25 protein-coding genes and 1 riboswitch are annotated in these 23216 nt (G+C 62.3%); of the genes, 13 read left to right on the forward strand and 12 right to left on the reverse strand.

The window, feature by feature from the left end; all coding sequences use genetic code 11:
• Positions 1-45 precede the first annotated feature (45 nt).
• The gene (locus tag HMPREF2967_RS11625; protein WP_010189818.1) at positions 46-234 is read left to right on the forward strand and encodes a helix-turn-helix domain-containing protein; all 189 of its coding nucleotides are present in this window, start codon (positions 46-48) and stop codon (positions 232-234) included.
• Between the two features lie 244 nt (positions 235-478).
• Positions 479-580, forward strand: a complete 102-nt coding sequence (locus HMPREF2967_RS12910; RefSeq protein WP_003855542.1) for a 30S ribosomal protein bS22 — start codon at positions 479-481, stop codon at positions 578-580.
• A gap of 137 nt (positions 581-717) precedes the next feature.
• On the opposite strand, the gene HMPREF2967_RS11630 is transcribed toward HMPREF2967_RS12910, so the two are convergent.
• Positions 718-1998: an HNH endonuclease signature motif containing protein gene (locus tag HMPREF2967_RS11630; protein ID WP_232770851.1), complete on the reverse strand. Its 1281-nt coding sequence runs from the start codon at positions 1996-1998 to the stop codon at positions 718-720.
• 154 nt (positions 1999-2152) lie between these two features.
• Between HMPREF2967_RS11630 and HMPREF2967_RS11635 the strand changes: the two genes are divergently transcribed.
• Positions 2153-2731 (forward strand): LURP-one-related/scramblase family protein, encoded by a 579-nt coding sequence (locus tag HMPREF2967_RS11635; protein WP_070686597.1) that lies wholly within the window; start codon positions 2153-2155, stop codon positions 2729-2731.
• Here the strand turns inward: HMPREF2967_RS11635 and HMPREF2967_RS11640 are convergent.
• Complete coding sequence (locus HMPREF2967_RS11640) at positions 2728-3783, reverse strand: HAD-IB family hydrolase (RefSeq protein ID WP_227485605.1); 1056 nt, start codon at positions 3781-3783, stop codon at positions 2728-2730. The genes HMPREF2967_RS11635 and HMPREF2967_RS11640 overlap by 4 nt on opposite strands.
• A 66-nt stretch (positions 3784-3849) precedes the next feature.
• Here HMPREF2967_RS11640 and HMPREF2967_RS11645 point away from each other — a divergent pair, with 66 nt between their 5' ends.
• From HMPREF2967_RS11645 to HMPREF2967_RS11685, 9 genes are all read left to right on the forward strand, one after another.
• Positions 3850-4089 carry a glutaredoxin family protein gene (locus tag HMPREF2967_RS11645; protein WP_070533963.1) on the forward strand — a complete coding sequence of 80 codons (240 nt, stop codon included), beginning with the start codon at positions 3850-3852 and terminating at the stop codon, positions 4087-4089.
• Between the two features lie 104 nt (positions 4090-4193).
• Positions 4194-5570, forward strand: a complete 1377-nt coding sequence (locus HMPREF2967_RS11650; protein ID WP_070686599.1) for a glutamyl-tRNA reductase — start codon at positions 4194-4196, stop codon at positions 5568-5570.
• The gene (gene hemC / locus HMPREF2967_RS11655) at positions 5571-6461 is read left to right on the forward strand and encodes a hydroxymethylbilane synthase (protein ID WP_070686601.1); all 891 of its coding nucleotides are present in this window, start codon (positions 5571-5573) and stop codon (positions 6459-6461) included.
• Between the two features lie 178 nt (positions 6462-6639).
• Entirely contained in the window at positions 6640-8346 is a 1707-nt protein-coding gene (locus HMPREF2967_RS11660) for a bifunctional uroporphyrinogen-III C-methyltransferase/uroporphyrinogen-III synthase (protein WP_070561583.1), read from the forward strand.
• A 62-nt stretch (positions 8347-8408) separates the two neighbouring features.
• A complete protein-coding gene (hemB, locus tag HMPREF2967_RS11665) occupies positions 8409-9386 on the forward strand; it encodes a porphobilinogen synthase (protein WP_070686603.1) in 978 nt (325 codons plus the stop codon).
• 10 nt (positions 9387-9396) lie between these two features.
• The gene (locus HMPREF2967_RS11670; RefSeq protein ID WP_070686605.1) at positions 9397-10095 is read left to right on the forward strand and encodes a hypothetical protein; all 699 of its coding nucleotides are present in this window, start codon (positions 9397-9399) and stop codon (positions 10093-10095) included.
• Positions 10092-10589 carry a tellurium resistance protein TerC gene (locus HMPREF2967_RS11675; protein ID WP_070521085.1) on the forward strand — a complete coding sequence of 166 codons (498 nt, stop codon included), beginning with the start codon at positions 10092-10094 and terminating at the stop codon, positions 10587-10589. Before HMPREF2967_RS11670 ends, HMPREF2967_RS11675 begins: the two co-directional genes overlap by 4 nt.
• Positions 10590-10627: 38 nt before the next feature.
• Entirely contained in the window at positions 10628-11668 is a 1041-nt protein-coding gene (hemE, locus tag HMPREF2967_RS11680; protein WP_070686607.1) for a uroporphyrinogen decarboxylase, read from the forward strand.
• Positions 11669-13051, forward strand: coding sequence for a protoporphyrinogen oxidase (locus HMPREF2967_RS11685; RefSeq protein ID WP_070686609.1), 1383 nt, complete (start codon positions 11669-11671; stop codon positions 13049-13051).
• 195 nt (positions 13052-13246) lie between these two features.
• Here the strand turns inward: HMPREF2967_RS11685 and HMPREF2967_RS11690 are convergent, their stop codons facing one another.
• From HMPREF2967_RS11690 to HMPREF2967_RS11715, 6 genes are all read right to left on the reverse strand, one after another.
• Positions 13247-13501 carry a Txe/YoeB family addiction module toxin gene (locus HMPREF2967_RS11690; protein WP_070561594.1) on the reverse strand — a complete coding sequence of 85 codons (255 nt, stop codon included), beginning with the start codon at positions 13499-13501 and terminating at the stop codon, positions 13247-13249.
• A gap of 5 nt (positions 13502-13506) precedes the next feature.
• On the reverse strand, positions 13507-13764 hold the full coding sequence (locus tag HMPREF2967_RS11695) for a type II toxin-antitoxin system Phd/YefM family antitoxin (protein ID WP_070561596.1): 258 nt from the start codon (positions 13762-13764) through the stop codon (positions 13507-13509).
• A gap of 68 nt (positions 13765-13832) precedes the next feature.
• Positions 13833-15344 carry an ABC-F family ATP-binding cassette domain-containing protein gene (locus HMPREF2967_RS11700; protein WP_070686611.1) on the reverse strand — a complete coding sequence of 504 codons (1512 nt, stop codon included), beginning with the start codon at positions 15342-15344 and terminating at the stop codon, positions 13833-13835.
• An 85-nt stretch (positions 15345-15429) separates the two neighbouring features.
• Positions 15430-16446 carry an ABC transporter permease gene (locus tag HMPREF2967_RS11705; protein ID WP_070686613.1) on the reverse strand — a complete coding sequence of 339 codons (1017 nt, stop codon included), beginning with the start codon at positions 16444-16446 and terminating at the stop codon, positions 15430-15432.
• Entirely contained in the window at positions 16446-17024 is a 579-nt protein-coding gene (locus HMPREF2967_RS11710) for an ABC transporter ATP-binding protein (RefSeq protein WP_070596777.1), read from the reverse strand. The genes HMPREF2967_RS11705 and HMPREF2967_RS11710 overlap by 1 nt, the downstream gene beginning before the upstream one ends.
• 412 nt (positions 17025-17436) lie before the next feature.
• Positions 17437-18276 carry an NAD(P)-dependent oxidoreductase gene (locus tag HMPREF2967_RS11715; protein WP_070686615.1) on the reverse strand — a complete coding sequence of 280 codons (840 nt, stop codon included), beginning with the start codon at positions 18274-18276 and terminating at the stop codon, positions 17437-17439.
• A gap of 25 nt (positions 18277-18301) precedes the next feature.
• Positions 18302-18372, forward strand: a riboswitch (guanidine-III (ykkC-III) riboswitch).
• A gap of 11 nt (positions 18373-18383) precedes the next feature.
• On the opposite strand from HMPREF2967_RS11715, the gene HMPREF2967_RS11720 reads away from it, so the two are divergent.
• Complete coding sequence (locus HMPREF2967_RS11720) at positions 18384-18698, forward strand: DMT family transporter (RefSeq protein WP_070686620.1); 315 nt, start codon at positions 18384-18386, stop codon at positions 18696-18698.
• A gap of 163 nt (positions 18699-18861) precedes the next feature.
• Here HMPREF2967_RS11720 and HMPREF2967_RS11725 read toward each other — a convergent pair whose 3' ends face one another.
• The 4 genes from HMPREF2967_RS11725 to HMPREF2967_RS11740 all read right to left on the reverse strand — a co-directional run bounded on the left by HMPREF2967_RS11725 (position 18862) and on the right by HMPREF2967_RS11740 (position 23132).
• Positions 18862-20157, reverse strand: a complete 1296-nt coding sequence (locus tag HMPREF2967_RS11725) for an ABC transporter permease (RefSeq protein ID WP_070686622.1) — start codon at positions 20155-20157, stop codon at positions 18862-18864.
• The gene (locus HMPREF2967_RS11730) at positions 20154-20828 is read right to left on the reverse strand and encodes an ABC transporter ATP-binding protein (RefSeq protein WP_070686625.1); all 675 of its coding nucleotides are present in this window, start codon (positions 20826-20828) and stop codon (positions 20154-20156) included. Before HMPREF2967_RS11730 ends, HMPREF2967_RS11725 begins: the two co-directional genes overlap by 4 nt.
• Complete coding sequence (locus tag HMPREF2967_RS11735) at positions 20825-22435, reverse strand: permuted SH3 domain-containing protein (RefSeq protein ID WP_070686629.1); 1611 nt, start codon at positions 22433-22435, stop codon at positions 20825-20827. The genes HMPREF2967_RS11730 and HMPREF2967_RS11735 overlap by 4 nt, the downstream gene beginning before the upstream one ends.
• A gap of 223 nt (positions 22436-22658) precedes the next feature.
• A complete protein-coding gene (locus tag HMPREF2967_RS11740) occupies positions 22659-23132 on the reverse strand; it encodes a hypothetical protein (protein ID WP_070686631.1) in 474 nt (157 codons plus the stop codon).
• Between the last annotated feature and the right edge of the window lie 84 nt (positions 23133-23216).

Consider the following 23216-nt stretch of genomic DNA (forward strand, 5'->3'; position numbering starts at 1 on the left):
AGGGGAAGCCTACAGCGCGTCACGTGCTGAAGGGTTAAATAAACTATGACGAATGAAGATAAGGGAACTTTCCTGACCATCGCCGAAGTTGCGGAGATCATGCGTGTCTCCAAGATGACGGTCTACAGGTTGGTTCATGCAGGTGACATGCCGGCCGTGCGCGTGGGACGCTCGTTCCGCGTTCACGAATCCGCCGTCAAGGAATACCTTGAGGCTTCCGTATACGGAGCCTAGCGTTCACCTCTTTCTGGCAGCGCCCACCACTGCGGACCCCTCGCGGTCCACGGCGGTGGGCGCTGCCCTTAGTTTTGGTGCTGGGCAGGCCGCTAGGTAAGATAGTGAACATTCGTTTCGGCACTGGCATGCCTGCGTCTCCCTGTTTTGCGGGGACCGCCTCGAGTGCACCGTGGGTGGTTTTGTTCCAGGCGTTGCCGGCCGGGTTACGTACGTACTGATACCGAAAGTGAGGAAACCTGCTATGGGTTCTGTCATCAAGAAGCGCCGCAAGCGCATGTCCAAGAAGAAGCACCGCAAGATGCTGCGCCGCACCCGTGTTCAGCGTCGTAAGCTGGGCAAGTAAAGCTTCGCCTGCAACTCCCCGCATGGTCCTTTTGGGATCGTGGCGGGGAGTTTCTGCTATCTATTCTCCCTTCTATCCGTCATTTCAGACGACCTCTCCGTCGTCTCGCACGACGTCGTTTCAGACGACGACGCCGCTTAGAACGGAATGTCTTCCTGTGGAGCGATCGGAGTATGGGGTTCCTTGGCAGCGGCCTGCGCTTCCTTAGCTTCCTGCTGGGCAGCTTCCTCTTGGGCGCGCTCGCGGGTGGCCGTGATTTTCTGGGCTACCGTCTGCGCCCACCGCTTCGCTTTCTTTGCCAGCGGGCCGGTCGGCTCCGTCGTGGCCCACGTCCCGTCCTCGTAGAGCCACACCATATCCCCGGTGTGTGGGTCCATGATGTAGTGCGCGCGCCCATCAGTCTTCATATTGTGATGGTGTTGGCACAGGCTGGCCAGGTTGCGCGGGTGCGTGGCGCCGCCGTCGGCATAGTTGATGCGGTGGTCCATCTGGCACAGGTAGGCGGGCCGGTTGCAGCCCGGAGCGCGGCAGGTGCCATCGCGGCCTTCCACATATTTGCGGATGAGCTCTGAAGCTATGTAGCTGGCTGATTCCGGCGGCTGCGAGGACAGGTCGCGCGTGCGTGTGGCGGGCATGTCCTGAGAGGTCCATCCGTACTCTTGGACGAAGGTGGGAGCGTTGTCGATATCACTGGCTTGGTAGGTGTGCAGAATGATGGTCGCGGGTGGAGAGACGCTGCCGGCGATGAGCTTCTTTAGGGCATCAGCCTGCGAGAGCCCGTTCTCCTTAGCTGCCTGTTTGATGTAGCCATCCAGAATCATTCCCGTGGCACTATCAGTGTTGAGCTCAAGAATGCCGCGCTCGCCAGTATCGGTAAAAGTATAAGAGTCCTTCTTCGGCGAATCGCGGAAGGTAAAAGCTTTATTGATGCTCTTGCAAATATCGCGCACCTTGCGCCCAATCTGCGCCGGTGTAGGGAAGACTTGATTCGGGGAGGTGGGGGTGAAGTAATCGACCAGGGCATCGTCGATAAGCGCGAGCGTTTCCGGAGGTAGCTTGCCCAGCTTCGTCAGGGTGCGGTCGATGGTGATGAGCGCCTTCATATCCAGCAGAAACTGACTGTCCTGCAGGGCCTTGACCTGCGGTAGTTCCGTGAGGCGGTGCACGGCCAGGCAGCATTCACTCACGGTGTAGTCACCGACACCAAGCTTGGCGACGAGCCTCTGGCACGCAACATCAAAATCCTCATCGAGATCTGGCATGGCAGCTACCCATGAGCGATAGTCCGCGCGGCGGGCGGCGCTGCGTTCCACGGCGAGGGCGCAGTCAGGGTTCATATGGGAAAAGTAGGCGGTTTGAGTGGCGGTGTTCACGGTGTCCCCCGGGTTCATGTCGTCGCGTGTATGTTCTACGCGCACTATAAAACACACCCCGGACATCTACTATGAACTGGGAATATTTAGGTATTTCCTCGAGGTGTATAAGACATACAAGCGCCCTCTTTGTATTAGGTGGAAAGTCTCATATCTTCCGGCCCCACAGGCGTCCGCTGCGTACGTATGATGGCGAACTATGTTGCCTAGACTCTTGACCCTTGACAACCTGGCTATCTCACAAACAAAGTCCTTCATGCAGGATCAGTTCCTGATCGCCGATGAACAAGGCGTGCCCGTGGGCACCATCGTGCAGTCGTCGAGCATGAAGGACATGTTCTTCAATTCCTCCCGCAGCCTCGAGGTTGCCTTCACGGATGAGCAGGGCAATCCGCAGCAACCGCTCATGGTGATCAAGGATCCGCCGAACTTCGTGCGGGATACCTATGAGGTGTATTTGCCGGGCGTCGAGAAGCCCATGGCAGTGGTGACCAAGAAGTTCTCCCTGCTAAAGACGCGCCTGACCTTGGAGATGGAAGGCTTCCCAGAGATTGAAATTGAAGGCGATGTCTGGGATTGGAATATCCAGATCAACAGCCAGGGACAGCCCCTAGCGGAAGTGCGCAACGAATGGTCAGGCGTGGGGCGGTTCCTAGCCGGGAAGAATACCTACAAACTCAGCATCGCGCCGGGGCTCGACCCGCAGCAGCATGCGGGGCTCATCGGTGCGGTCATGTGCATGGATATGCTGCGCACCAAGCAGCAGAACAGCAGCTAGCGGCGCACCATGCGCCAGCTTCCATAGGAAAAGAGCGCGGTGGCCAGCGCTGGGAGGCCATAGGTGCGCACGGCCTTGCGCACGGAGCGGTAGTCGCGGATGAGCCAGCCTTTTTCCTCCGCGATATCGCGCAGCTTGGAATCCGGGTTAATGGCCACGGGGGTTCCCACCATGGAGAGCATCGGGACGTCGTTGGAGCTGTCGGAGTAGGCGGTGCAGCGCTCAAGGTCGAGGTTCTCCAAGGTGGCCAGTGCTGCCACGGCGTGCTTTTTGCCCGAGCCGTGGAGGATATCGCCCACGAGGCGGCCGGTGAAGCGGCCATCTTTTACTTCCGCCACGGTGCCGAGCGCGCCCGTGAAACCGAAACGCTGCGCCAGAATCTGCGCTAGCTGCACGGGGGTTGCGGTAACCAGCCATACCTGCTGGCCGGCATCGAGGTGCATCTGGGCTAGCTGTTTCGTGCCCGGGTAGGCCTTGCGTGCCATGGATTGGTCCACGATGCTCTCGCACAGGGCCACCATCTCATCCACCGAGCGGCCCTTGACGAACTCGAGCGCCTGCACGCGCCCGGCGGCTACGTCCGCGGCATTCTCTGAACCGGAGACGCGGAATTTGAGCTGCTTCCATGCGATGGGAAGGATCTCAGAAAGCTTGAAGTAGCGGCGGCGCGCAAGCCCCAGCGCGAAGGCTACGAGCGAGGAGCCTTGGATCAACGTGTTATCCACGTCGAAGAAGGCGGCGGCGCCAACGTCTTGGGGGATGTCTGGGTCGGGCTCAGTGATGGAGCGCGAGCCCGCCGATTCGAAGGAGCCCCGGACGGAATCCACGCCAGAGGAAAACGCATCCAGGTCGATGCCAAAGAGGTGTTCCACCGCCGCGGCTGCCGACGCCTCACCTGCCGCCCGCTGGTGCTCTTCACCCAGCGGGGCAAAGGCCTGTTGTTCCAAGAAGTTACGTAGGTTTCCCCTGCTTGCGGTCCAGTTGGCAAGGAACTCGCGGGGAGAATCGGGCATACCGGGAGGCAGGGGGAGGGGCACGCGTTCAGCTTTCATGGGGCGGGCAGACTAACGTGTCCATAGTAAACCGCGAACCGTTCTACGTCCTATCGAGGAGTTTCTATGTCCCACGTCGTCGAGCTGATGGTGCGTACTACGTGTGGCTCCTGCGCGAGAGTGCTCGAGCAGATTACTCCGGTGGTCCAGCAGGCTGGTGCGGAGCTTAACGTGCGCACGGTGGATGAGGATGCGGAGCTGGCCATGGAATATGGTGATCGCGTCCCCGTTGTAGTGATTGATGGGGAGGAATTCTCCTGTTGGGAAGTGGACAATGAGGAGCTTGCGCAGGCGCTGGCGCAGTAGTTTTCTTCGGCGTTCCCGCGAGTTTCGGAAACAAGCAGAAGGCTAGTAGTCTTTTGGATGATCTGTGTCATCCAAAGGGATGATAAACAACTGGAGGGTAGTGCATGAGTGTGCTCGTCGTGGGCATGTCGCATCAGTCGGCGCCGGTGGCGCTGCTGGAAAAGCTGAGCATGGACGAGACCGTGCAGAACCATACGTGCCGGGCCATGGTGTCGGCGGGCTCGCTGAGCGAGGCGATGATTATCTCCACGTGCAACCGCCTGGAGGTCTACACCGTTACCAATTCCTTCCACACTGGCGTGCAGGATGTCGTGCGCAACCTCGCTGAAGTCTCCGGCGTGGGGGAGGAGGAACTGCGCTCCTATCTTTATGTTCGCTATGCCGACGCCGCCGCTGAGCACCTCATGATGGTGGCCTCGGGCTTGGACTCGATGGTGGTAGGTGAGCAGCAAATCATCGGCCAAGTCCGTACCGCCTATCAGTTCGCTGTCGAGCAGGGAACCGTCGGGCCGCGCATCCACGCGCTGGCCCAGTCCGCGCTGCGCACCGGCAAGCGGGTGCATTCCGAAACCGAGATCGATGAGGCGGGATCCTCCATGGTCTCTTTCGCTTTCGATCAGGCCCTGAGTCGCATGGGCACGGACGATCTCGACGGCAAGCGCGTGCTGATCTTGGGGGCGGGTGCAATGGCCTCGCTGGCGGCAACCCACGCGGGGCGCTTGGGAGCACACCTGGTTATTGCGAACCGCACCCTGGCTCGCGCCCAGCGCGTGGCGGAACATGCCCATGAAGCGGGCGTCTATGCGGACGTCGTCGAGTTCGCGCACCGCGCCCAGGCTTTGCGCGATGTGGACATGGCGATTTCTGCCACGGGTGCCCAGGATTTCACCATTTCAGCGGCCGACGTCGAGCGCTACCACGTGGCCGACCGCGAGCTCATGCTCGTGGATCTCTCCTTGCCGCGCGATATCGATGATGCCGTGGCAGATGCCGAGGGGGTCGACCTCGTTAACATCGAGAGGCTGAGTAATTCTTTACAGGCGGCCGATACTGACCTTGCCGCCGGCACCAGCCCCCACGCGCAGGCGCGGCGCATCGTCAACGAGGAACTGGAAGCCTATGCTTCCGAGCAGCGCGTCCGCGACGTCGTCCCGGCGGTATCGGCGCTGCGCAAGCGAGCAGCGAACCTGGTTCAGTGCGAGGTAGCGCGGCTGGAGCAGAAGCACCCAGAGCTGGATGAGCGCCAGATGGGAGACATCAACCGTGCTCTCAAGCGCGTTGCGGATAAGCTGCTCCATGAGCCCACGGTTCGTGCGAAGAAGCTCGCAGCCAACTCCGGAACGGTGAGCCACGAGACCGCGCTGCAGGAACTCTTTGGGCTCCAGCTAGAGGGCAGCGGTGTGGCCATTGACGTGGCGGAGCTGCCGGATGCCGCGCAGATGGAAGCCGCGGAAAGCACTAAGGAAGAAGAGGACGCATAGATGTTGAAGATCGGCACTCGAGGATCCCTCCTGGCAACCACGCAGTCGGGGCACGTGCAGGAGTGGTTGCAGCAGGCAGGCTATGAGGCAGAGTTGCACATCGTCGCCACGCAGGGGGATGTCAACATGGCGCCCGTGGAGCGCATCGGCGTGGGCGTATTTACGCAGGCGCTGCGTGAGGCCGTCGCCCGTGGTGAGTGCGAGATCGCGGTGCACTCCTTCAAGGATCTGCCCACGGCTGCCGACGAACGCTTCGACCTTGTGGTTCCGCAGCGCCAGGATATCCGCGAAGCTCTTATCGCCCGCGATGGCCTGACCCTCAAGGAGCTGCCGGAGGGCGCTCGCGTGGGTACCTCCGCGCCGCGCCGTATCAGCCAGTTGCGGGCGCTGCGCCCGGACCTGGACATTCGTCCACTGCGCGGCAATATCGATACCCGCATGGGCAAGGTCACCGGTGGCGAGCTCGATGCCGTCCTCCTGGCCTACGCAGGTCTCGTACGCGCGGGCTATGCCGATCGCGCCACCGAGGTCTTCGACCCGGAGGTTTTCATGCCCGCCCCGGCACAGGGCGCGCTGGCCATCGAGGCAGTGAAGGGAACGGAGGCTGCACAGGCCATTGCCCTGCTTGTCGACGCCCCCGCCACCGCCGCCACCCGCGCCGAGCGCACCGTGCTCTCCCGGCTAGAAGCCGGCTGCACCGCGCCGGTTGCCGCGGTCTCTCACTGGGAAGGCGAGCAACTGGTCGTGCGCGGCGGAGTCTTCGCCCTCGATGGTTCTCGTCAGCTCATCGCTCAGGCCCAGGGCGAGGCCAGCGAGGCAGAAGAATTGGGGCGCGCGGTCTCCGAGGAGCTCTTCGCACAGGGAGCTGCAGACCTCCTGGCAGCGGAGTAATCGCACGTAATTTTTGCTTTGGGGCCTTTTCCTTTAGTGTGTATCTAGCACACAATCATTGAGAGCAATGATTTAGGCCCCCTTAACTCGCGAGTGAGGGGCTTTCTTGTCTCCATTTCCCGCGCCTGCCACGCGTGGCGCCGGGGCACTCGGAATCCACAAACTAGAAAAGAACCTTATGAGCAAAGCCGTGCCGGATACCCAGCCTGAGCTGGGTAAGTCTGATCTGGGCAAAGTCGTCTTCGTCGGTGCCGGCCCAGGCAACCCCGACCTGCTGACCGTTCGCGCCCGCGAGGTTCTGGAGACGACAGCCAACGTTGTTACCGACGCCGCCGTTTCCCAAGGCGTGCGCGACATGGTGGCGCAGCAGGTGCCGGTTCCGCAGGAGCTTCTCGATGCCGCCGAGGAGGAGTACGAGCGCATCTGCGCCGCCGCGAAGGAGGCGGGTGCGCGCCGCAAGCCGCCGCGCCCGGCTCCGCCGACGGCAGCGGTGTTTGAGGAGGCCGCGGGGGACGTTGTCAAGCAACTGCGTGAGGCGCTCGAGCGCGCCGAGGGCCACGACGTGATCCGCCTGGTCACCGGAAACCCGCTCAACCGCGAGTCCATCAAGGCGGAAATCACCGCCGTGGCCAATGCGGGTATGGAATTCCAGGTGGTCCCGGGCATGTCCCTGCCTTCGACGGTTCCGTCTTTTGCAGGTATTGCTCTCGGTGCGACCTATACCGAGGCCGACATCACCGAAGGTGCGGATTGGGACGCGCTGGCCTCTGCGACGCAGCCGCTGGTTTTGCAGGCCACGGCAGATGACCTGCCGGTCATTTCCGCCGAGCTGGTGGAGCGCGGGATGCCCGCGGAGACGGAAGCCTACGTCACCGTCCACGGCACCACCCGTCTGCAGCGCACCCACGAGACCACTCTGGGAACGCTGGGCAAGCTCGACGCTGAGCTGCCGGGCGAGCTCGTGGTCACCCTGGGCCGCAGTTTTGATGATCGCTCGAAGTACTCCTGGTGGGAGAACCGTTCGCTCTATGGCTGGCGCGTGCTCGTGCCGCGCACGAAGGAGCAGGCCGCGGCGATGAGCGCCCGCCTGGCTGGTCACGGTGCCATTCCGCAGTCGGTGCCCACTATCTCCGTGGAACCGCCGCGCAACCCGGCGCAGATGGACCGCGCCATCAAGGGCATCGTCGAAGGCCGCTACAAGTGGGTCGTGTTCACCTCCGTCAATGCGGTGAGCGCGGTGTGGAAGAAGATCGCGGAACTCGGCCTCGATGCCCGCGACTTCGCCGGTGTGCACCTGGCGGCGGTGGGGCAGAAGACCGCCGATGCGATTCGCGCCAAGGGCATGGTCCCGGAGCTTCTGCCGCCGGCGAGGAAGCAGAATGCCGAGGGCCTCGTGGAGGTCTTCCCCAACTACGTTGAGGACATCGACGCCGTGGGCCGCGTGTTGCTGCCGCGCGCGGATATCGCCGGCGAGACTCTGGTGAACGGCCTGTTGGACTTGGGCTGGGAAGTCGATGACGTGGTGGCCTACCGCACCGTGCGCGCGGCCCCGCCGGCGGCGGAGATCCGCGACATGATCAAGTCCGGTGGCTTCGATGCGGTGGCCTTTACCTCGCCGTCGACGGTGCGCAACCTCGTCGGCATCGCCGGCAAGCCCCATGCCCGGACCATCATCGCGTGCATCGGCCCCTCCACCAAAGCGGCGGCCGAGGAGGTGGGGCTGCGCGTGGACGTGGTCCCGGAGGTCGCGGATGTGCCGACGCTTGTCGACGCCCTCGCTGACCACGTCGCCGCCCTCCGCGCCGCCGGCAACCTGCCTGCTCCGCGCAAGAAGCGCCGCTCGCGCAAGAAGTCGGCGTCGACCACTGCTGGGAAGGCAGATTAGGGGCGACTAGAGTCGAGAAAGTACTTTTGATTTTCTCGTAGCTCAAAGGAGAGTTTTTACTCATGAGCATTGCTCGCCGCCCCCGCCGCCTGCGTCAGAACCCGGCTTTTAGGGACTTGGTTGCGGAAGCGTCGCTGCGCCCCTCCGACCTCATCCTCCCGATGTTCGTCGTCGATGGTCTGGATGAAGCCCGCGAGATCCCCTCCATGCCGGGAGTGGCGCAGCACAGCTTGGATTCCCTCAAGCGCGCCGCCCACGAGGCACTTGACGCCGGCGTGACCTGCGTTGACCTTTTCGGTGTGCCGCGTGAAGAAGACAAGGATGCAACCGGCTCCGTGGCCTGGGACCCGCAGGGCATCCTCAACGTTGCGATTGCCGAGCTGCGCAAAGAGTTCGGCGATGACCTCATCGTGATGGCGGATACCTGCCTCGATGAGTTCACCTCGCACGGTCACTGCGGTGTGATCGATGACAAGGGCCGCGTGCTCAACGATGAAACCGTGGAGCTCTACCAGGACATGGCCCGCTCTCAGGCCCGCGCTGGTGCGCACATGGTCAGCCCCTCCGGCATGATGGACGGCCAGATTGCCGCCATCCGCGAGGCCCTCGACGAGGCCGGCCACGAGGACGTGGCCATCATGGCCTATTCCGCCAAGTACGCCTCCGCCTTCTTCGGTCCCTTCCGCGATGCGGTGGGCTCCTCCCTGGAGGGCGACCGCCGCACCTACCAGCAGGATCCGCGCAACTTCCGCGAGTCCATGCTGGAGGTGGACCTGGACATCGAGGAAGGCGCGGACATCGTCATGGTTAAGCCTGGCCTGCCGTACCTCGACGTGTTGGCCGGTGCCGTGGAGCGCTCCTCCGTGCCGGTAGCCGTGTACCAGGTGTCCGGCGAGTATGCGATGATTCAGGCAGCCGCCCAGAACGGGTGGATCGATGGTGAGGCCGTTATGCTGGAGTCCTTGACCGCGTTCAAGCGCGCGGGCGCGGACCAGATCCTGACGTACTTCGCCACGGACGCCGCCCGCTTGCTCAAGTAAAAGGAGAATCGTGACGTTCAGCCCGAACACGGCTTCGTCGGCACAGAAGCCGGCGAAGCAGGACAAGGAGCCGGATAAGGAGAATGCCACTCGCACCGAAGCCGTTTCCCTCATGCTCAAGGTGTGGGCCGTTGCCTTGCTGTTTGAGGTGGTGCACCTAGTCCTGAGCATCGTGCTGACCCTGATGAATAGGGACGAGCTCTTTGCCCAGGCGCGCACCACCGCGGAGTCCGCAGCGGAAAAGTCCGGGCAAGACGTCAGCGATGCCCTCGTGCAGCTCGTGGGCTATGGCTCGGTGGCGTTCAGTTCGCTGATATCGCTCGCCATCGTCGTCCTGCTGGGCATCATGCTGGGCTTGATCCACAAGAACTCCACGGCGGCCGGCACCGGCCGGCGCCTGTGGTTCGCCTTCTCCCTCTACTTCGCCTTCCGCGTGCTCATCGTCTTCATGAGCAGCCCCGCTGGGGCGAGCGTTCCGGACTGGCTGTTCGTCCTCGATGGCGGCGTGCAGATCCTCGTCGGCGTGGCCGCCGTCATGGGCTTGATCTTCTCCTCCAAGGAAGAAGTTCTTGAGTACACCGGCGAGATGGAACAGATGCGCCAGATGCGCAAGGAGATGGAAGAGCAGCGCCGTCAGGAAAACCTGGAGGAGCGCGAGAAGAAAAACAAGGACAAGGAGAAAGAAAGAGACAAGGACGGCAAGCGATGAATGACCGCCCCGGCCCCGCGGACTATAATCGCCGTCCGCGCCGCCCTAAGAAGCAGGGCGAGCAGGATCTTTCCACCTGGCCTTCCCAGCTGCGCATCTCCTATTGGGTCTTTGTGGTTGCCGCCGTTGTGATGTTGACCGCCGGAATGGTGGGACTCTTTGGCTCCTATGGCTCGGTGACCAACCCCGAACTCAGCCCAGAGCAGGTGGGCTATATCCGTTTCAATACGCGCTTTGCTGCCATTTCTCATGTGGTGAGCGCTGTCATCATTGCGGCGTGCTCCGCGCAGTTAGCAAACGGTTCGGTGTGGGCGCGCCGCATCATTACCGCGGTTTCCGCCTATGCCATGTTCGTCAGCATAGCGGCGCTGATTGCCGGCGTGGGCGGGCTGCTCTTGTTGCTCATTCCGATGGCGCTCATGGTGGGAATCTTCTTCCTCTTTCATCCAGACTCGACGGCGTTCATTAAGGCCCGTCGGGCGCAGAATTCCTGATTGGCGCCCACTCCAACTTTTGATTCATAATGGACGGTATGTCTCGTCTGTCTGCCGCGCCGCTTATTGAGGCCGCTTCCGGCCGCACCCCGTCCCGTCCGCCCGTCTGGTTCATGCGCCAGGCGGGGCGTTCTTTGCCGGAGTACCGCAAGGTCCGTGAGGGAATCAGCATGCTGGATTCCTGCTTCATGCCGGAGCTGCTGGCGGAGATTACCCTGCAGCCAGTGCGCCGCCACGACGTCGACGCGGCCATCTTGTTCAGCGATATCGTCGTCCCGCTCAAGGCTGCGGGCGTCGGCGTGGAGATCGTCCCCGGGCGCGGCCCAGTCATGGATGCGCCCGTGCGCAGCAAGGAGGATGTGGCGAACCTGCCTATCCTCGACGTCGACGTGCCCGAGGTGCGCCAGGGCATCGAGATCATTCTGAACGAGCTCACCGACAAGCAGGCGCTCATCGGTTTTGTCGGCGCGCCTTTTACCTTGGCCAGCTACCTCATTGAGGGCGGTCCCTCGAAGAATCATGAGCGCACCAAGGCCCTGATGCATTCCGAGCCGGACACTTGGCACCAGCTCATGGAGCGCCTCACACCGACGATCATCTCTTTCCTCCAGCTCCAGCTGGAGGCGGGAATCGACGCGATGCAGCTCTTCGATTCCTGGGCGGGCTACCTCAATGAGCGCGACTACCACGAGTTTGTTCTGCCCTATTCAACGCAGATCCTTAAGGCCGCGGAGGGCCGCGTGCCGCGCATTCACTTCGGCGTGGGAACCGGCGAGTTGCTCGGCGCGATGTCGGAGGCCGGTTCGGAGGTCATGGGCGTGGATTACCGCGTGAGCATGGAGGCCGCCGCGGCACGCGTCGATGCAGACATTCTGCAGGGCAACCTTGATCCAGCCTTGCTCTTTGCCGGCGAGGAGGCGGTGCGCCAGGGCGTGCGCACCATCAAAGCAGAGGTCGCCCGCGCAAGGGAGCGCGGCGACGTGAAGGGACACATCTGGAACCTCGGCCACGGGGTTCTGCCGACTACCGACGCCGACGCCATCACCCGCGCCGTCGCCATCATCCACGAGGAGGGCTAAATGAAAATCGCGATCATTGGTGCTGGACTGGCGGGACTCACCGCCGCGTGGGAACTCAAGCACAACACCGAGGGCTCCCATGAGGTTTATGTTTTCGAGGCGGCCGGCCGCATCGGCGGCAAGCTGCACACCGTGCCGTTTAATGGCGGGCCGACGGACATGGGCGCGGAGGCCTTCATTCGCCGCCGCCAGGATGCCGTGGATTTCTTCACGGAGCTGGGCCTGGAGGATTCCTTCGTGGAACCCAACAGCCAGCTGCGCCCGCGCGTGTATACAGGCGGCGAGCTGCACTTCCTGCCGCAGGGTGGGGTCATGGGCATTCCTTCCGCGCCGCAGGACTTCTTCTCCGCTGCCACCAATGAGCGCATCACCAACGAGCAGCCCTTCGAATGGGAAGTCGGCGGGGACGTCTCCGTGGGCAAGCTCGTGCGCCAGCAATACGGCGATGACGTGGTGGACCACGTGGTCTCCGCGCTGCTCGGCGGTGTGTACTCCTGTACGGCCGACGACCTAGGCCTGCGCGCTACGGTCTCGCACTTGGCGGCCACGCTGGACTCGCTGGCTAAGGAGGGCCCGGTAACCCTGTCGGCGGCAATCAAGCAGATCGAGTCCGGCCGCAGCCCGGCCGAAGGCTCCGTCTTCGGCACCTTCAAGGGTGGCTACGCCGAGCTCTACGAAGCCCTGGCTGAGAAGTCCGGCGCGCAGATCCACCTGGACACCTTCGTCTCGGGCGTGACGCGTAAGGGTGATGCCTTTGAGGTCAAGGGCGCGCCGGGGGATATCGGCCCCTTCGACCGCGTGCTCTTTGCCACCCCGGCTCCGACGACCGCGCGCCTGCTCAAGGCCGTGGCTCCGGAGGCCGCCCAGGAGTTGTCTTCTGTCCAGCTGGCCTCCTCTGTAGTCGTCGGCTTCAACTTCGCCTCCGCCACGGACCCGGAGGGCAACTCCCTTCCGGAGGCCACCGGCATTCTCGTCGCCTCTGACGAGCCCGGCGTGCGCGCCAAGGCTTTCACGCTCTCATCCAATAAGTGGCCGCACCTGAACGAGCGCGAAGGCTTCCTCGTGCGCGCCTCCTTCGGCCGCTTCGGCGATGACGCCCTCGTGCGCGCGGAGGAGGATGACCTGGTGGACTATGCCCTTGATGACCTGCAGAAGATCACCGGCTTCGACGGCCGCGCCGCCGGCGTGGAGGAGATCTACACGCAGCGCTGGTTCGGCGGCATCCCCCGCTATGACGAAAAGCACCTGGCTACCGTTGCCGCCGTGCGTGCCGCGCTTGCCGACGTCCCCGGTATCGCCACCGCCGGCGCCTGGGCCGATGGAGTCGGCGTGCCGGCCGTCATCGCCGGCGCCCGCGCTGCCGCGCAGGTACTCGTCAGCTAGCTCGCTGTCGGCGCCTGCCTTTTGGCACCTCACAAAGGGCGCCCCGCAAAAGGCGTCTGATAAAAGGTATCTTTGGGTCTAAAAACGCCATTTGTCAAGGGCATAAAAGGCGTTTTTAGCCGTGAAAACGCCTTATGACTGATGCCTTTTGCCAGATGCCTTTTAGGCAGAGGCGATACGGGAAGTTGACGCTAGCTAGTAGTGGTATCTGCACCCAGCAATCTCGATGGTCGCGCCCTTAATGCGATAGATCAGTCGGTGCTCTTCGGTAATTCGTCGAGACCAGAACCCGGCTAACTCGAACTTGAGTGGTTCGGGTTTTCCTATCCCGTCATTGCCATTTCGTGCAATGTCCTTAATGAGGCTATTGACTCTCTTGAGGATCTTCTTGTCGTGAGCTTGCCACCAGAGGTAGTCCTCCCATGCTTCCTCTGTCCACGAAAGAATCATGAAGCTTAGTCTTCCTCAATGAGATCGTGCTTCGTTGCTTCCCCGGCGTTGAGGCTCTCGATGGAGTCAAGCAGGCGCTGGGCATTGCGAGGGGAACGCAGAAGGTAAGCGGTTTCGCGAAGAGAGTTGTAGTCATCTAAGGAAACGATGACTGCAGACTCATGACCACTGCGAGTGATGATGACTTCCTCACGGTCATCAACGACCGACTGTAGGACCTCGGCGTATCTTGCTCGCGATTCCGAGTAGGACATGGTTTTCATAAGCTATCTCCCTTCTTGTACAAGAAACTGTACAACGCAAAGAGGGTGAGCGCTAGAGGGGTTTCAGTTTATGGGGCCACGTGAACGGTGCGCGTCAGGTTGAGCTGTTCGCACACGTGCTCATCGTGGCTGACCAGGATGAATGCCCCGCGGTAGCTGGTGAGCACCTCAATCAGCCAATCGGTGGTGGGGATATCGAGGTTGTTCGTCGGTTCGTCGAGAAGCAGAAAGCGCGGTGCCGGATCGCTGAGCAAGACGCGGGCGATTTCGACGCGGAAGCGCTCGCCACCAGAAAGCTGGCCCACGGGCTGGTGGATCTTGTCGTTGATAAAGAGCATCTGGGCCAGCTGGTCGCGCAGGAACTGCGGGTCCGCGTTGGGATTGGCCTCCCGTACGATGTCGAGCACCGACTTCTCCGCGGGCAAGACGATGCGCTGGCGGATGTACCCGCAGGGCAGCGCGTACTCGACGTTGCCGCGGGCGATGCGGTTGAGGAAGGTGGTCTTGCCGCTGCCGTTGGGGCCGGCGAGGCGAACGCGTTCGGGGCCAGTAATGCTGAGCAGATCGCTCACCAGCACGCGGGTGCCTGCGGGCAGCTCAGTGCCGGGGAGATCGATGTGGACATGGGTGTCGTCGCGAAGCGCGCGCTGTGCCTTGTCGTGTGCCGACTGGGCGGCAGCCACTGCATCGTTGGCCTGTTGAGAACGCCCAGCAGCCGAGCGCTCGGAACGGTTCTTGTCCAAGCCCATGGCCATGCCGGGCTTGCGCTTCGAGGCGGCGAAGTTCTTGCCGCGGCGGGCATCGCGCGCAATGCGGGTCTGCATAGCGGCGCGCTCGCGGATTTGTTTGCGGTGTTCGGCCTTGGTCTCTCGGACCTTGGCCTGCGCGGAATCCTGCTCGGCATCAATCGCTGCGCGGTAGGAGGAGTAGTTTCCCTCGAACTCGCGAAGTGTTCCGTGGTAGAGCTCCGCGATGCTATCGGCGTGCTCGAGGAGCTCGCGGTCGTGTGAGACGACGAGAACCGGCATCGGCGCAGTGCGAATGAGTTCGAGTAAGCGCTGGCGTGATGAGGAATCCAGGTTGTTGGTGGGCTCGTCGAGGATCAGGAAATCCGGCTTGTGGAAGAAGGCGGCGGTCAGCGCCACGGTCACCGCTTCACCACCCGACAATGTGCCGATAGTGCGCTCTAAGGGGAAGGGGATACTCGCGGCGTCGAGAGCCGCTTCGATGCGCTCTGCTAAATCCCACTGCTCACCAACAGTGGTGGCGAGCTCTTCCGAGTATTCGCCAGCCTCAATGCGGGCAATGGCGTTGAGGACTTCGGTCGCGCCAAAGACATCGGCGATGGTGCTAGACGTATGGAGGCCTAAATCCTGGTCGACATAGAGGACTGAACCCGCGGATACCGTTCCCGAACTCGGGGCAATAAGGCCTGCAAGGACCTTGGCTAGCGTTGATTTCCCGGAGCCATTCGTTCCGACCAAGCCCGTGAAGTGGGAGGAAAACGTACCGGTGACGTCCGTGAAACAAGGGGTGCCGTCGGGCCAGGTGACGGTGAGATGAGAAAAAGAAATAGGCATGAAGAAATCCACCTTCGAGTAAGTCGCGTAAAAAGTGTGACGTCGAATTAGGAAAAAATCTTCATGCCCGAAAGACTAGCCCCGGCTAATACCCCAGCGCAAGGGCCGCCACACCAAGACCGAGGGCGCCGCGGGCAATGTAGTGCAGCACCTCGGGGGAGAAGGAGACACCGAAGCCGCCGCTGTCCAGCATGGACATGCTGTCTACCTGTGCCGGGCGGGAACGCTTAAACGACGCCCAGCTAAGACCGGCGATGATGAGCGCCACTGCGATGGCGGAGAGCTTCCACACCAAGAGGAGGGCACCGGTACCAAGGAGTGCCGTGCCCACTGAAGCGATAAGGGGAAGGCCCCAGTCGGGCCATGCATCGTCGCTGACGCGGCCGAAGGAGGCAGCGCGCCCAACCGCCGCGCCGACGATGCTCCACGCGGACATGAATCCGACGATAGCCAGCGCCCCGAGCTGTGGGGCGAACCCCAACGACAAGCCGAGGGCTGCGAGCGCACCGACGCCGATGTACCACCGTCGTCCCAGACGACGGAAGAAGAGACCCGTCAACGTGGAGGGCGCATGGGCGCGACGAGGAATCCAGGCGGACTGGTTCGCAATGGCATCGGAGGTGACCTCCGAATCGAGAAGGCCAAGGCCAGATCCACCGACCAGGCGCGTGCGTCCAGCGCTGAGAAGCGAAGCCAGCGTGAACGAGCGCCACCCCACGACGAAACGCAGGGCTGGCGCCACAAGCGCGAACCACGGGGATAGCCCGGTGGACACGCAGATGCCGAGCCCCAATACCCCGAAGCCGATCAGCTGCGCCAGTGTGATCCAGTCGGTACCGCGGAGTTTGCCGCGCGGGCGATCAACGTACACCCAACGTTCCCGGGATAGCGCCCGTAGGGGATAAAGAGTCTCGGCGAACACGATGAGAGCGAGCAGTCCCACGATGCCGGCAATAGGAGCGACACCAGTCAGCGTGATGCGCGCCGGGATGATAGGCACGACGGCGCTGACTTCTTGCCATCCTGTGTAGCCGAAGCCGATGACGATACCGGCGAGGATGAGATACCAGATGCCATCACCTAGCCGGGATAGCGTGTGCATCACAGCTGCACCACCTCGTCGCAGGCCTGGGTGATCGTGTCGGAATGCGAGGCCACGACGATGCAGCGATTCTCCTCGTCGGCTAGGTAGCGCAATTCGCTTGCGAGGAACTCGGTCCAAGCGGCGTCGAGGTGGCGCTCGGGCTCGTCGATAAGCACTGCGCGCGCCGGCTGGTACAGCTGTGCGGCCAGGAACACGCGCTGGCGCTGGCCCGAGGACAGGCGCGAGGCCGGGTGCGGAAGGAGAGGATCGAGCGCCCAGAGTTCGCAGAGCTTGGCGACGTCCACCCCTGCCGCCTTTCCTATCAAGTCCAGGTGCTCGCCCACGGTGAGGTCGGGGAGGAAAACCGGCTCGGCCACCGTAATCACAGCACCCGGTTGCTCCTTCGTGTCGACGGGATGGCCGTCGCACTCCACTGAGCCTTCGAGAGGCGCAAGCTCACCGCCGAGCGTGGCTAGCAACGTGGATTTACCTGAACCGTTGGGCCCAGCGAGGCCATAGATGCGGCCGGGGGCGAAGTCTTTCTCAAGATGTCCAAGGGGCGTGGAATGCCCATAATCGGCGTCGATGGAAAGCATTGCTGGGCGGCGAGCTCCTTACATTGGGCGGCTAGACAATAGTTAAAACTTATTGATGAAGTTTAGCAAAATGCACGCCCCGAACGTTCTTTTCGAGGTGGGAAACACCCTTGGGATTGGTGTCATGAGCTGCTAAAATGAGAGAAAATGTAGTTGAAAACTCGGGAGGATAGCAATGTCGGAGCCTGTTCAAATTGAAAGCAGCAGTAGTAGCGGCCGTGATCCGTTAGCGTTGAGTGATGCTGCGTTACGTTTAGCAGGCCACGATGTGACTGATGAGTACGTGCGCCAGCTGGGCCGCGAGATAGCCGCAGGGACATTATCTGCCGACGAAGCTATCGTTCGTGTACGGCGTGCTTCGCTGAAGTAGAGCGAGAGTTCGTCGGAAAGCGGGGGCGTCTAGCTCTTGGGCCTAGCCTTTGTTGCGGAAGACGAAGATGGAGGAGAAGTCCTGGTCGCCGTGGCCCATGGCCTGCTGCTCCTCAAAGCGCTCGATGGCGGCGGCTACTGCCGGCAGCGGCTTGTTGGCGGTCATTTCCATGAGCTTGGCGTCCTTGCACAGGGCGTCCACGGTGAAGTCACCCGGAGTGGTGTTGCGCTCGCCGGTGATGAACGGGCCCTTCATGTTCTTCATGAAGGCCAAGCCGGTGATATCAAGCATCTCGAGGATGACCTCGGAATCGAGGCCCTCAGACTCACCGAGGTGCAGTGCTTCCAGCACGCCCTCCGCAGTAACGGCGAGGGCTAGGTTGGCCAGGAGTTTGCCAATCGCCGCGGTGGCGGCGGACTCCACACCGATGAGCTTGTTCTCGTCGGCCCAGGACTCGGCGATGGTCATGGCGAGCTCACGGCGGTCGTCGTCAGGCGTGCCCACGTAGACGCCGAGCTTGCCTTCGCGCGCCGGGCCCAGCGAGCCAACGACGGGCGCGTGGACATAAGAGTCGACCGCGGCGGCGAATTCGCGGGCGGCATCGGGGGAGACGGTCGTGGTATCGATCCAGGTCACGCCCTCTGGGATGAGGTTGGCGTCAATGACGCGCTCACGGATGTCATCGGGGCCAAAGAGTGAGGTGATGATGACCTCTGCGCCCTCCACAGCGGCGGTGGGGGAATCGGCGAGGGTCGCGCCGGCATCGACCAGCGGCTGCGCGCGCTCGGCGGTGCGGTTCCAAACGGTGAGCTCATGGTTCTTGAGGAGGTGTCGGGCGAGCTCCGTGCCCATGCGGCCAGTACCAAGGAATGCAATCTTCATGCCGCCCAGTGTGCCATTATTGTGGGCAGGCTCGCCGCGATTCATGCGAGCCCCGGACGAGGGAGCCGTACCCGGTGACGCGACAAGACGGCCAGAAAGGGCTGGCCATGTCGTGGTTTGTGTTGATTTTCTCCGGTGCCTTCGAGGCTGTGTGGGCGGTGGCGCTGGATAAGTCGGAGGGCTTTAGCCGGCTGTGGCCCTCGGTGGTCTTTTTCGTTGCCTGCGCCATTTCCATGGGCGGGTTGGGCTGGGCCATGAAGTCCATCCCCGTGGGCACGGCCTACGCAGTGTGGGCCGGCGTGGGCGCGGTTGTCACCGTCATCTATTCCTTCGCCGCCGGGCACGAGGCGGCCACGGTGTGGAAGGTGCTCTTCCTCGCCATGATCATTGGTGGGATCGTGGGCCTGAAGGTGGTGCACTAGGAGGCGTCGTCGTTTCACACGACGAAGGAGAATCGATAGATCGGTGAGTAGACGTCTATGTGCTTGCATAGTAGATTTCTGGATATCAAGCCGCAAGGCAAATAGGCTCTAGCCCCAGCGATGCTGGGGCTATCTTTTTGTTCCGGTTCGGTTGAACGCGTCGCTATTCGTAACGCAGCGCCTCAATCGGGTCCAGCTTCGCGGCCTTGCCTGCGGGGTAGTAGCCGAAGAAGAGGCCAATAGCCAGCGAGAAGAGCAGCGAGAGGATGACCGCCCACAGCGGCGGTGCTACGAGTGAGCCGATGGCGGCCGCGCCCGCCATGCCAGCGGCGGTGCCGATGGCGATGCCGATGAGACCACCGATGAGGCAGACCACGATGGCCTCCGTGATGAACTGGATGCGGATATCACGGCGGCGTGCGCCAAGCGCCTTGCGGATGCCAATCTCGCGGGTGCGCTCGGTAACGGTGATGAGCATAATGTTCATCACGCCGATGCCGCCGACGAGCAGCGAGATGCCGCCGATGGCCGCGAGTACCAGGCTCATCGTGGTGAAGATCTGGTTCAAGGACGCGAGGTCATCGCTGAAGTCAGATACCTTGACCATGTAGTCGGGGTTGTCTTTGTAGTAGCTATCGAAGACGCGCTGCAGGTTGCTAGCCACCGCGGCCTTATCCAAGTCCGGGTTGCCGCGAACGGTGACCTCGCTGAAGGCGGTGCCAGCACCCGGGGAATCGGAGAACTCGGCCTCGAGCGGGTAGGGAACGAAGGCGGTTTGGCTGGGGCCACCGCCCACCAAAGGCCCGGTTTGCGGTTCCTCAAAAACACCGATGACGGCGAGCTCGATCGGGGAGGCCTCCTGGCTTTCAAAGCTCACGTATTGGCCAATGGCGTCTTCAGGAGCGCCGAAAAGCTTGGTGGCGGTTTCCTTATCCAGCATGGTCACTGCCCGGCTGGAATCGATATCATCCTCGCTGAGGAAGCGCCCGGCCACGATGGAATAGGACGAGCCTGAGACATAGTCAGGGTTGGTCGGGCGGACCAGGAGGTTGGCGGTCTCCTCCCCGGATTCGCCCTCGACCACGAGGGCGCCGGAATAAGAGCTGTATTCGCCGATATTGATGCCGGCGATCTGATCTCCCAAGACCTCCTTGGCGCGGTCCAGCATGTCAGGGGTGAGCATGGAGGATTCGTCTTCGACGAAGCCACCGCCCATGAAAGGATCATCAGCCTCTTCTTCTTCGCCCTCCTCAGGACGCTCCTTGACCTGGACGGTGAAGTTGTTCGCGCCGACCTTGTCTAAGTCCTTCTGCACGGAGGACTGCAAGGAGTGGCCGAGCGTGACGATGGCGATGACCGCGGCGATGCCGATAATGACGCCCAAGAGAGTCAGCGCCGAGCGCATCTTGTTGGTGCGCAGGCTGGTCAGCGCCATCTTTGTGGATTCAGCGAAATTCATGACAGCACACCGTCCTTCATCGTGACGGTGCGGCTGCATTCATCAGCCAATTCCGGGTTGTGGGTGATGAACAAGATGGTTTTTCCATGCGTGCGGTGCAGTTCGTGGAAGAGGTCCATGACCATGCGGCCGGTCTGGGAATCCAGTGCGCCGGTGGGCTCGTCCGCCAGCAGAATATCCGGCTGGTTGGCCAGTGCGCGGGCGACCGCCACGCGCTGCTTTTGGCCGCCGGAGAGCTCGTTGGGCAGGTGGTTCATGCGGTCGGCCATGCCGACCATCTCCAAAAGGTTCTCTGCGCGCTGGGTGCGCTCGTGAGCCGAAACACCCGCATAGACCATGGGCATCTCCACGTTCTTCAGCGCGGACATGCGGCCGATCAGGTTGAAATTCTGGAAGATGAAACCGATTTTTTGGCCGCGGAAGGAGGCCAGTTTGTCGTCGCCAAGCGCCAGCGCATCCACCCCAGCCAGCTGGTACTCGCCGGCGGTGGGGCGGTCGAGCAAGCCGATGATGTTCATGAGCGTTGACTTGCCGGAGCCGGACTGGCCCACGACGGCCACGAACTCGCCCTCCTCCACGTTGAAGTCGAGGCCGGGGATGACGGTCAGCTCGCTGTCGAGGCCCTCGTTGAAGCGTTTGACAATTCCCCGCATCTCAATGAGGCGGCTCATGCGTTCTCTTCCGCATCATCGGAACCATCGACGGAGGCGGACATGCCGACCATGTCCTTGTGCGTATCCGCCTGGCTGATGACGGTCTCGCCTTCCTTGAGGCCGGAGGCGATGGCGGCGGAGAAATCAGATTCACTTGCGATCTTCACCTCGCGCGCCTGGATCGTTCCGTTGTCGATGACCAGGACGTTCTTCTTGCCACCTTCTTCATAGATGGCGGAGAGCGGCACGGTGATGGCGTTCTTGTCCTTCTCCGTAATGATCTTCACCTTCGTGGTGGAACCAAGGCGCAGGCCCTCGCGGTTGCCATCGACGCGGATGTGCACGGGGAACTCAGGCTTAGTGGAACCAGATGGTTTGCCGGAGCCGCCACCTGCACCGGCTTCTACCTCAGGTTGTTCGGCCGTGGGGGAGATGAAGGTGACCTTGCCTTTGTACTCCTTGCCGGGGCTGGAAGGCGAGGTGAACGTGACTTCGTCGCCGACCTTGATGCGGGCGATATCACCCTCCTTGACCGTGGACTTCACCAACAGCGAGGAATCATCCGCCACCGTGAGGATGGGGCCTTCGGCGGGCATGCCGGCTTCACCGCTGACGGAGGTGACAACGCCAGCCAGTGGGGAGCGCAGGTCGGCCTGGGAGAGCGTGTACTCCAGAGGCCCATTCTCCTTGGCGTTGCTGGCGCTTGCCGACGCCGCCGTCTCCACCGCATGGTTCACCGCTTGGGACTGGGAGGCGATTTGGTGTTCGATGGCCAGGTTGCTGGCCTGCAGTGCGCGCTCGGCATCGGAGACGGCTTGGTAGGAAGCGGCGGTGGCGCGCTGCTGTTCGCCGAGCTCGCGGTCGATGCCGCGGAGGAGGCGGCCATAGGATTCCTCGGATTCCTTCAATTGGCGCTCGGAGTCTTGCACGGCTTCATCGGAATCGAGGTAGCTTAAGAAAGCGCTGGCGGTGTTGATGCCGGAAGGGTCCTCGGTGGCGGTGCCGATGGAGGCCAGCGCGGACTGGAAGGACTTGGACTCGGCATCGCGCACCCCGGAGCGCGCCTGCTCGACGGCCGCGCGGGCTTCGGCAACCTCGGGGCGGTCGCCCTTGGTGGCGAGGGCATCGTCGAGCTTGCGCTGCGCCTCGGCGTACTCGGTCTGCGCCGAGTTCACTGCGGACTGGGCGCTATTGACCTCCGGGTTGAGGCCTTGGTCGAGGGAATCTTGAAGCTGGCGCAGCTGGAGTTGGGCGTCCTCGATTTGGTGGACGGCCTCGAGCTTGCCTGCCTCTTGGGAGGTGCGCTGGGCTTCGAGCTCACGCTCGGTTTCGGTGGTGTCCATGCGGCCGAGCAGCTGTTGGGCCTCGACGCGGTCACCCACCTTCGCGTCTAGGGACTGGATGGGTCCGGTCAGCGAGGTCGTCAGAGAAATCTCGCGCTCGGCGGCGACGGTGCCGGTGGCGGAGACGGAACTGATGAGGTCTTCCTTGGCGGTTGTCGTGACATCGCTAGCGGTGAGCTGAATGTCGGAGGAGCCGCTGGTCAGTGCGTACATTCCACCACCGCCTGCGAGGAGAACCGCAGCGATAGCGCCGGCGGTGATGCCGAGAGCTTTCTTGTTCATGAGTCCCTTACTGTCAGGTAAACGCCGTCATTGAAAATCGAGTTCAGGTTAACTCTTGGCTATGCTTCCTGTCATGTACAGCGGGGGAATATAGGAGGTAGATCAGGGTCTACCCTTAGATGGTGTGAGGCCATGAGGACTGGTGACGTTTCGATCAACTAAGGGTCCGAAAATGGGCGGTTTTCTGTCACTATTTGATCGAAACGTACTTGGCATCGGCCTTTTAGAAGGGCACATCGATGCGTATATCCTCCGCGCGCGGCAGCGGGGGAAGCGTCGGTATGTGGTCGAGGCTGGCTTGGACTTCTGGCGGAATGGGGATGGACGTGGGCACCCGCGGGGGCTCAGGCAGTTCCAGCTTGGGCTTGGGCCGCTGCGGTGGGGCCGGACGGGGTGCTGGTGCGGGGGCGGGGAGGGTGACGGTTTCTACCTCGACGCGCGGCGCTGGGGCCTCGACGGTCGTGGGGATGGGCGTGGGCGCCTCGGTTTCAGATTCCGGTTCGGCCGGAGCGGGAGAAATGGAGGTGGTGTCGCCAAAGCGGTTGACCGGCTGGGGCAGGGCATTCGGCTGCCAGGACGTTGGTTGGGCCGAGGTGGTAGGGCTGGGTTCGGTTCGCGGAGTAGTTTCTGCGTGCGTGGCAGCGCAGGCAGACAGCGGAAGGCAGGCAAGAATGACAAGAAAACGGCGCGATGCCATGGGAATCCCCCTTAAGTAGTGCCTTTCCACAGCGCACCCCAGCGCTTAAATAAGGAAAGGCAGAATCAACAGTGTGCTGCCAGC

Origin of the sequence: Corynebacterium sp. HMSC059E07, from assembly GCF_001814395.1 — a bacterium.
GTDB lineage: Bacteria > Actinomycetota > Actinomycetes > Mycobacteriales > Mycobacteriaceae > Corynebacterium > Corynebacterium hesseae.

Excerpts from the sequence above, each read along its gene's own strand:
- HMPREF2967_RS11625 (WP_010189818.1), top strand. The coding sequence starts at position 46 with ATGACGAATGAAGATAAGGGAACTTTCCTGACCATCGCCGAAGTTGCG.
- HMPREF2967_RS12910 (WP_003855542.1), top strand. The coding sequence starts at position 479 with ATGGGTTCTGTCATCAAGAAGCGCCGCAAGCGCATGTCCAAGAAGAAG.
- HMPREF2967_RS11635 (WP_070686597.1), top strand. The coding sequence starts at position 2,153 with ATGTTGCCTAGACTCTTGACCCTTGACAACCTGGCTATCTCACAAACA.
- HMPREF2967_RS11640 (WP_227485605.1), bottom strand. The coding sequence starts at position 3,783 with ATGAAAGCTGAACGCGTGCCCCTCCCCCTGCCTCCCGGTATGCCCGAT.
- HMPREF2967_RS11645 (WP_070533963.1), top strand. The coding sequence starts at position 3,850 with ATGTCCCACGTCGTCGAGCTGATGGTGCGTACTACGTGTGGCTCCTGC.
- HMPREF2967_RS11650 (WP_070686599.1), top strand. The coding sequence starts at position 4,194 with ATGAGTGTGCTCGTCGTGGGCATGTCGCATCAGTCGGCGCCGGTGGCG.
- hemC (WP_070686601.1), top strand. The coding sequence starts at position 5,571 with ATGTTGAAGATCGGCACTCGAGGATCCCTCCTGGCAACCACGCAGTCG.
- HMPREF2967_RS11660 (WP_070561583.1), top strand. The coding sequence starts at position 6,640 with ATGAGCAAAGCCGTGCCGGATACCCAGCCTGAGCTGGGTAAGTCTGAT.
- hemB (WP_070686603.1), top strand. The coding sequence starts at position 8,409 with ATGAGCATTGCTCGCCGCCCCCGCCGCCTGCGTCAGAACCCGGCTTTT.
- HMPREF2967_RS11675 (WP_070521085.1), top strand. The coding sequence starts at position 10,092 with ATGAATGACCGCCCCGGCCCCGCGGACTATAATCGCCGTCCGCGCCGC.
- hemE (WP_070686607.1), top strand. The coding sequence starts at position 10,628 with ATGTCTCGTCTGTCTGCCGCGCCGCTTATTGAGGCCGCTTCCGGCCGC.
- HMPREF2967_RS11685 (WP_070686609.1), top strand. The coding sequence starts at position 11,669 with ATGAAAATCGCGATCATTGGTGCTGGACTGGCGGGACTCACCGCCGCG.
- HMPREF2967_RS11690 (WP_070561594.1), bottom strand. The coding sequence starts at position 13,501 with ATGATTCTTTCGTGGACAGAGGAAGCATGGGAGGACTACCTCTGGTGG.
- HMPREF2967_RS11695 (WP_070561596.1), bottom strand. The coding sequence starts at position 13,764 with ATGAAAACCATGTCCTACTCGGAATCGCGAGCAAGATACGCCGAGGTC.
- HMPREF2967_RS11700 (WP_070686611.1), bottom strand. The coding sequence starts at position 15,344 with ATGCCTATTTCTTTTTCTCATCTCACCGTCACCTGGCCCGACGGCACC.
- HMPREF2967_RS11705 (WP_070686613.1), bottom strand. The coding sequence starts at position 16,446 with ATGCACACGCTATCCCGGCTAGGTGATGGCATCTGGTATCTCATCCTC.
- HMPREF2967_RS11710 (WP_070596777.1), bottom strand. The coding sequence starts at position 17,024 with ATGCTTTCCATCGACGCCGATTATGGGCATTCCACGCCCCTTGGACAT.
- HMPREF2967_RS11715 (WP_070686615.1), bottom strand. The coding sequence starts at position 18,276 with ATGAAGATTGCATTCCTTGGTACTGGCCGCATGGGCACGGAGCTCGCC.
- HMPREF2967_RS11720 (WP_070686620.1), top strand. The coding sequence starts at position 18,384 with ATGTCGTGGTTTGTGTTGATTTTCTCCGGTGCCTTCGAGGCTGTGTGG.
- HMPREF2967_RS11725 (WP_070686622.1), bottom strand. The coding sequence starts at position 20,157 with ATGAATTTCGCTGAATCCACAAAGATGGCGCTGACCAGCCTGCGCACC.
- HMPREF2967_RS11730 (WP_070686625.1), bottom strand. The coding sequence starts at position 20,828 with ATGAGCCGCCTCATTGAGATGCGGGGAATTGTCAAACGCTTCAACGAG.
- HMPREF2967_RS11735 (WP_070686629.1), bottom strand. The coding sequence starts at position 22,435 with ATGAACAAGAAAGCTCTCGGCATCACCGCCGGCGCTATCGCTGCGGTT.
- HMPREF2967_RS11740 (WP_070686631.1), bottom strand. The coding sequence starts at position 23,132 with ATGGCATCGCGCCGTTTTCTTGTCATTCTTGCCTGCCTTCCGCTGTCT.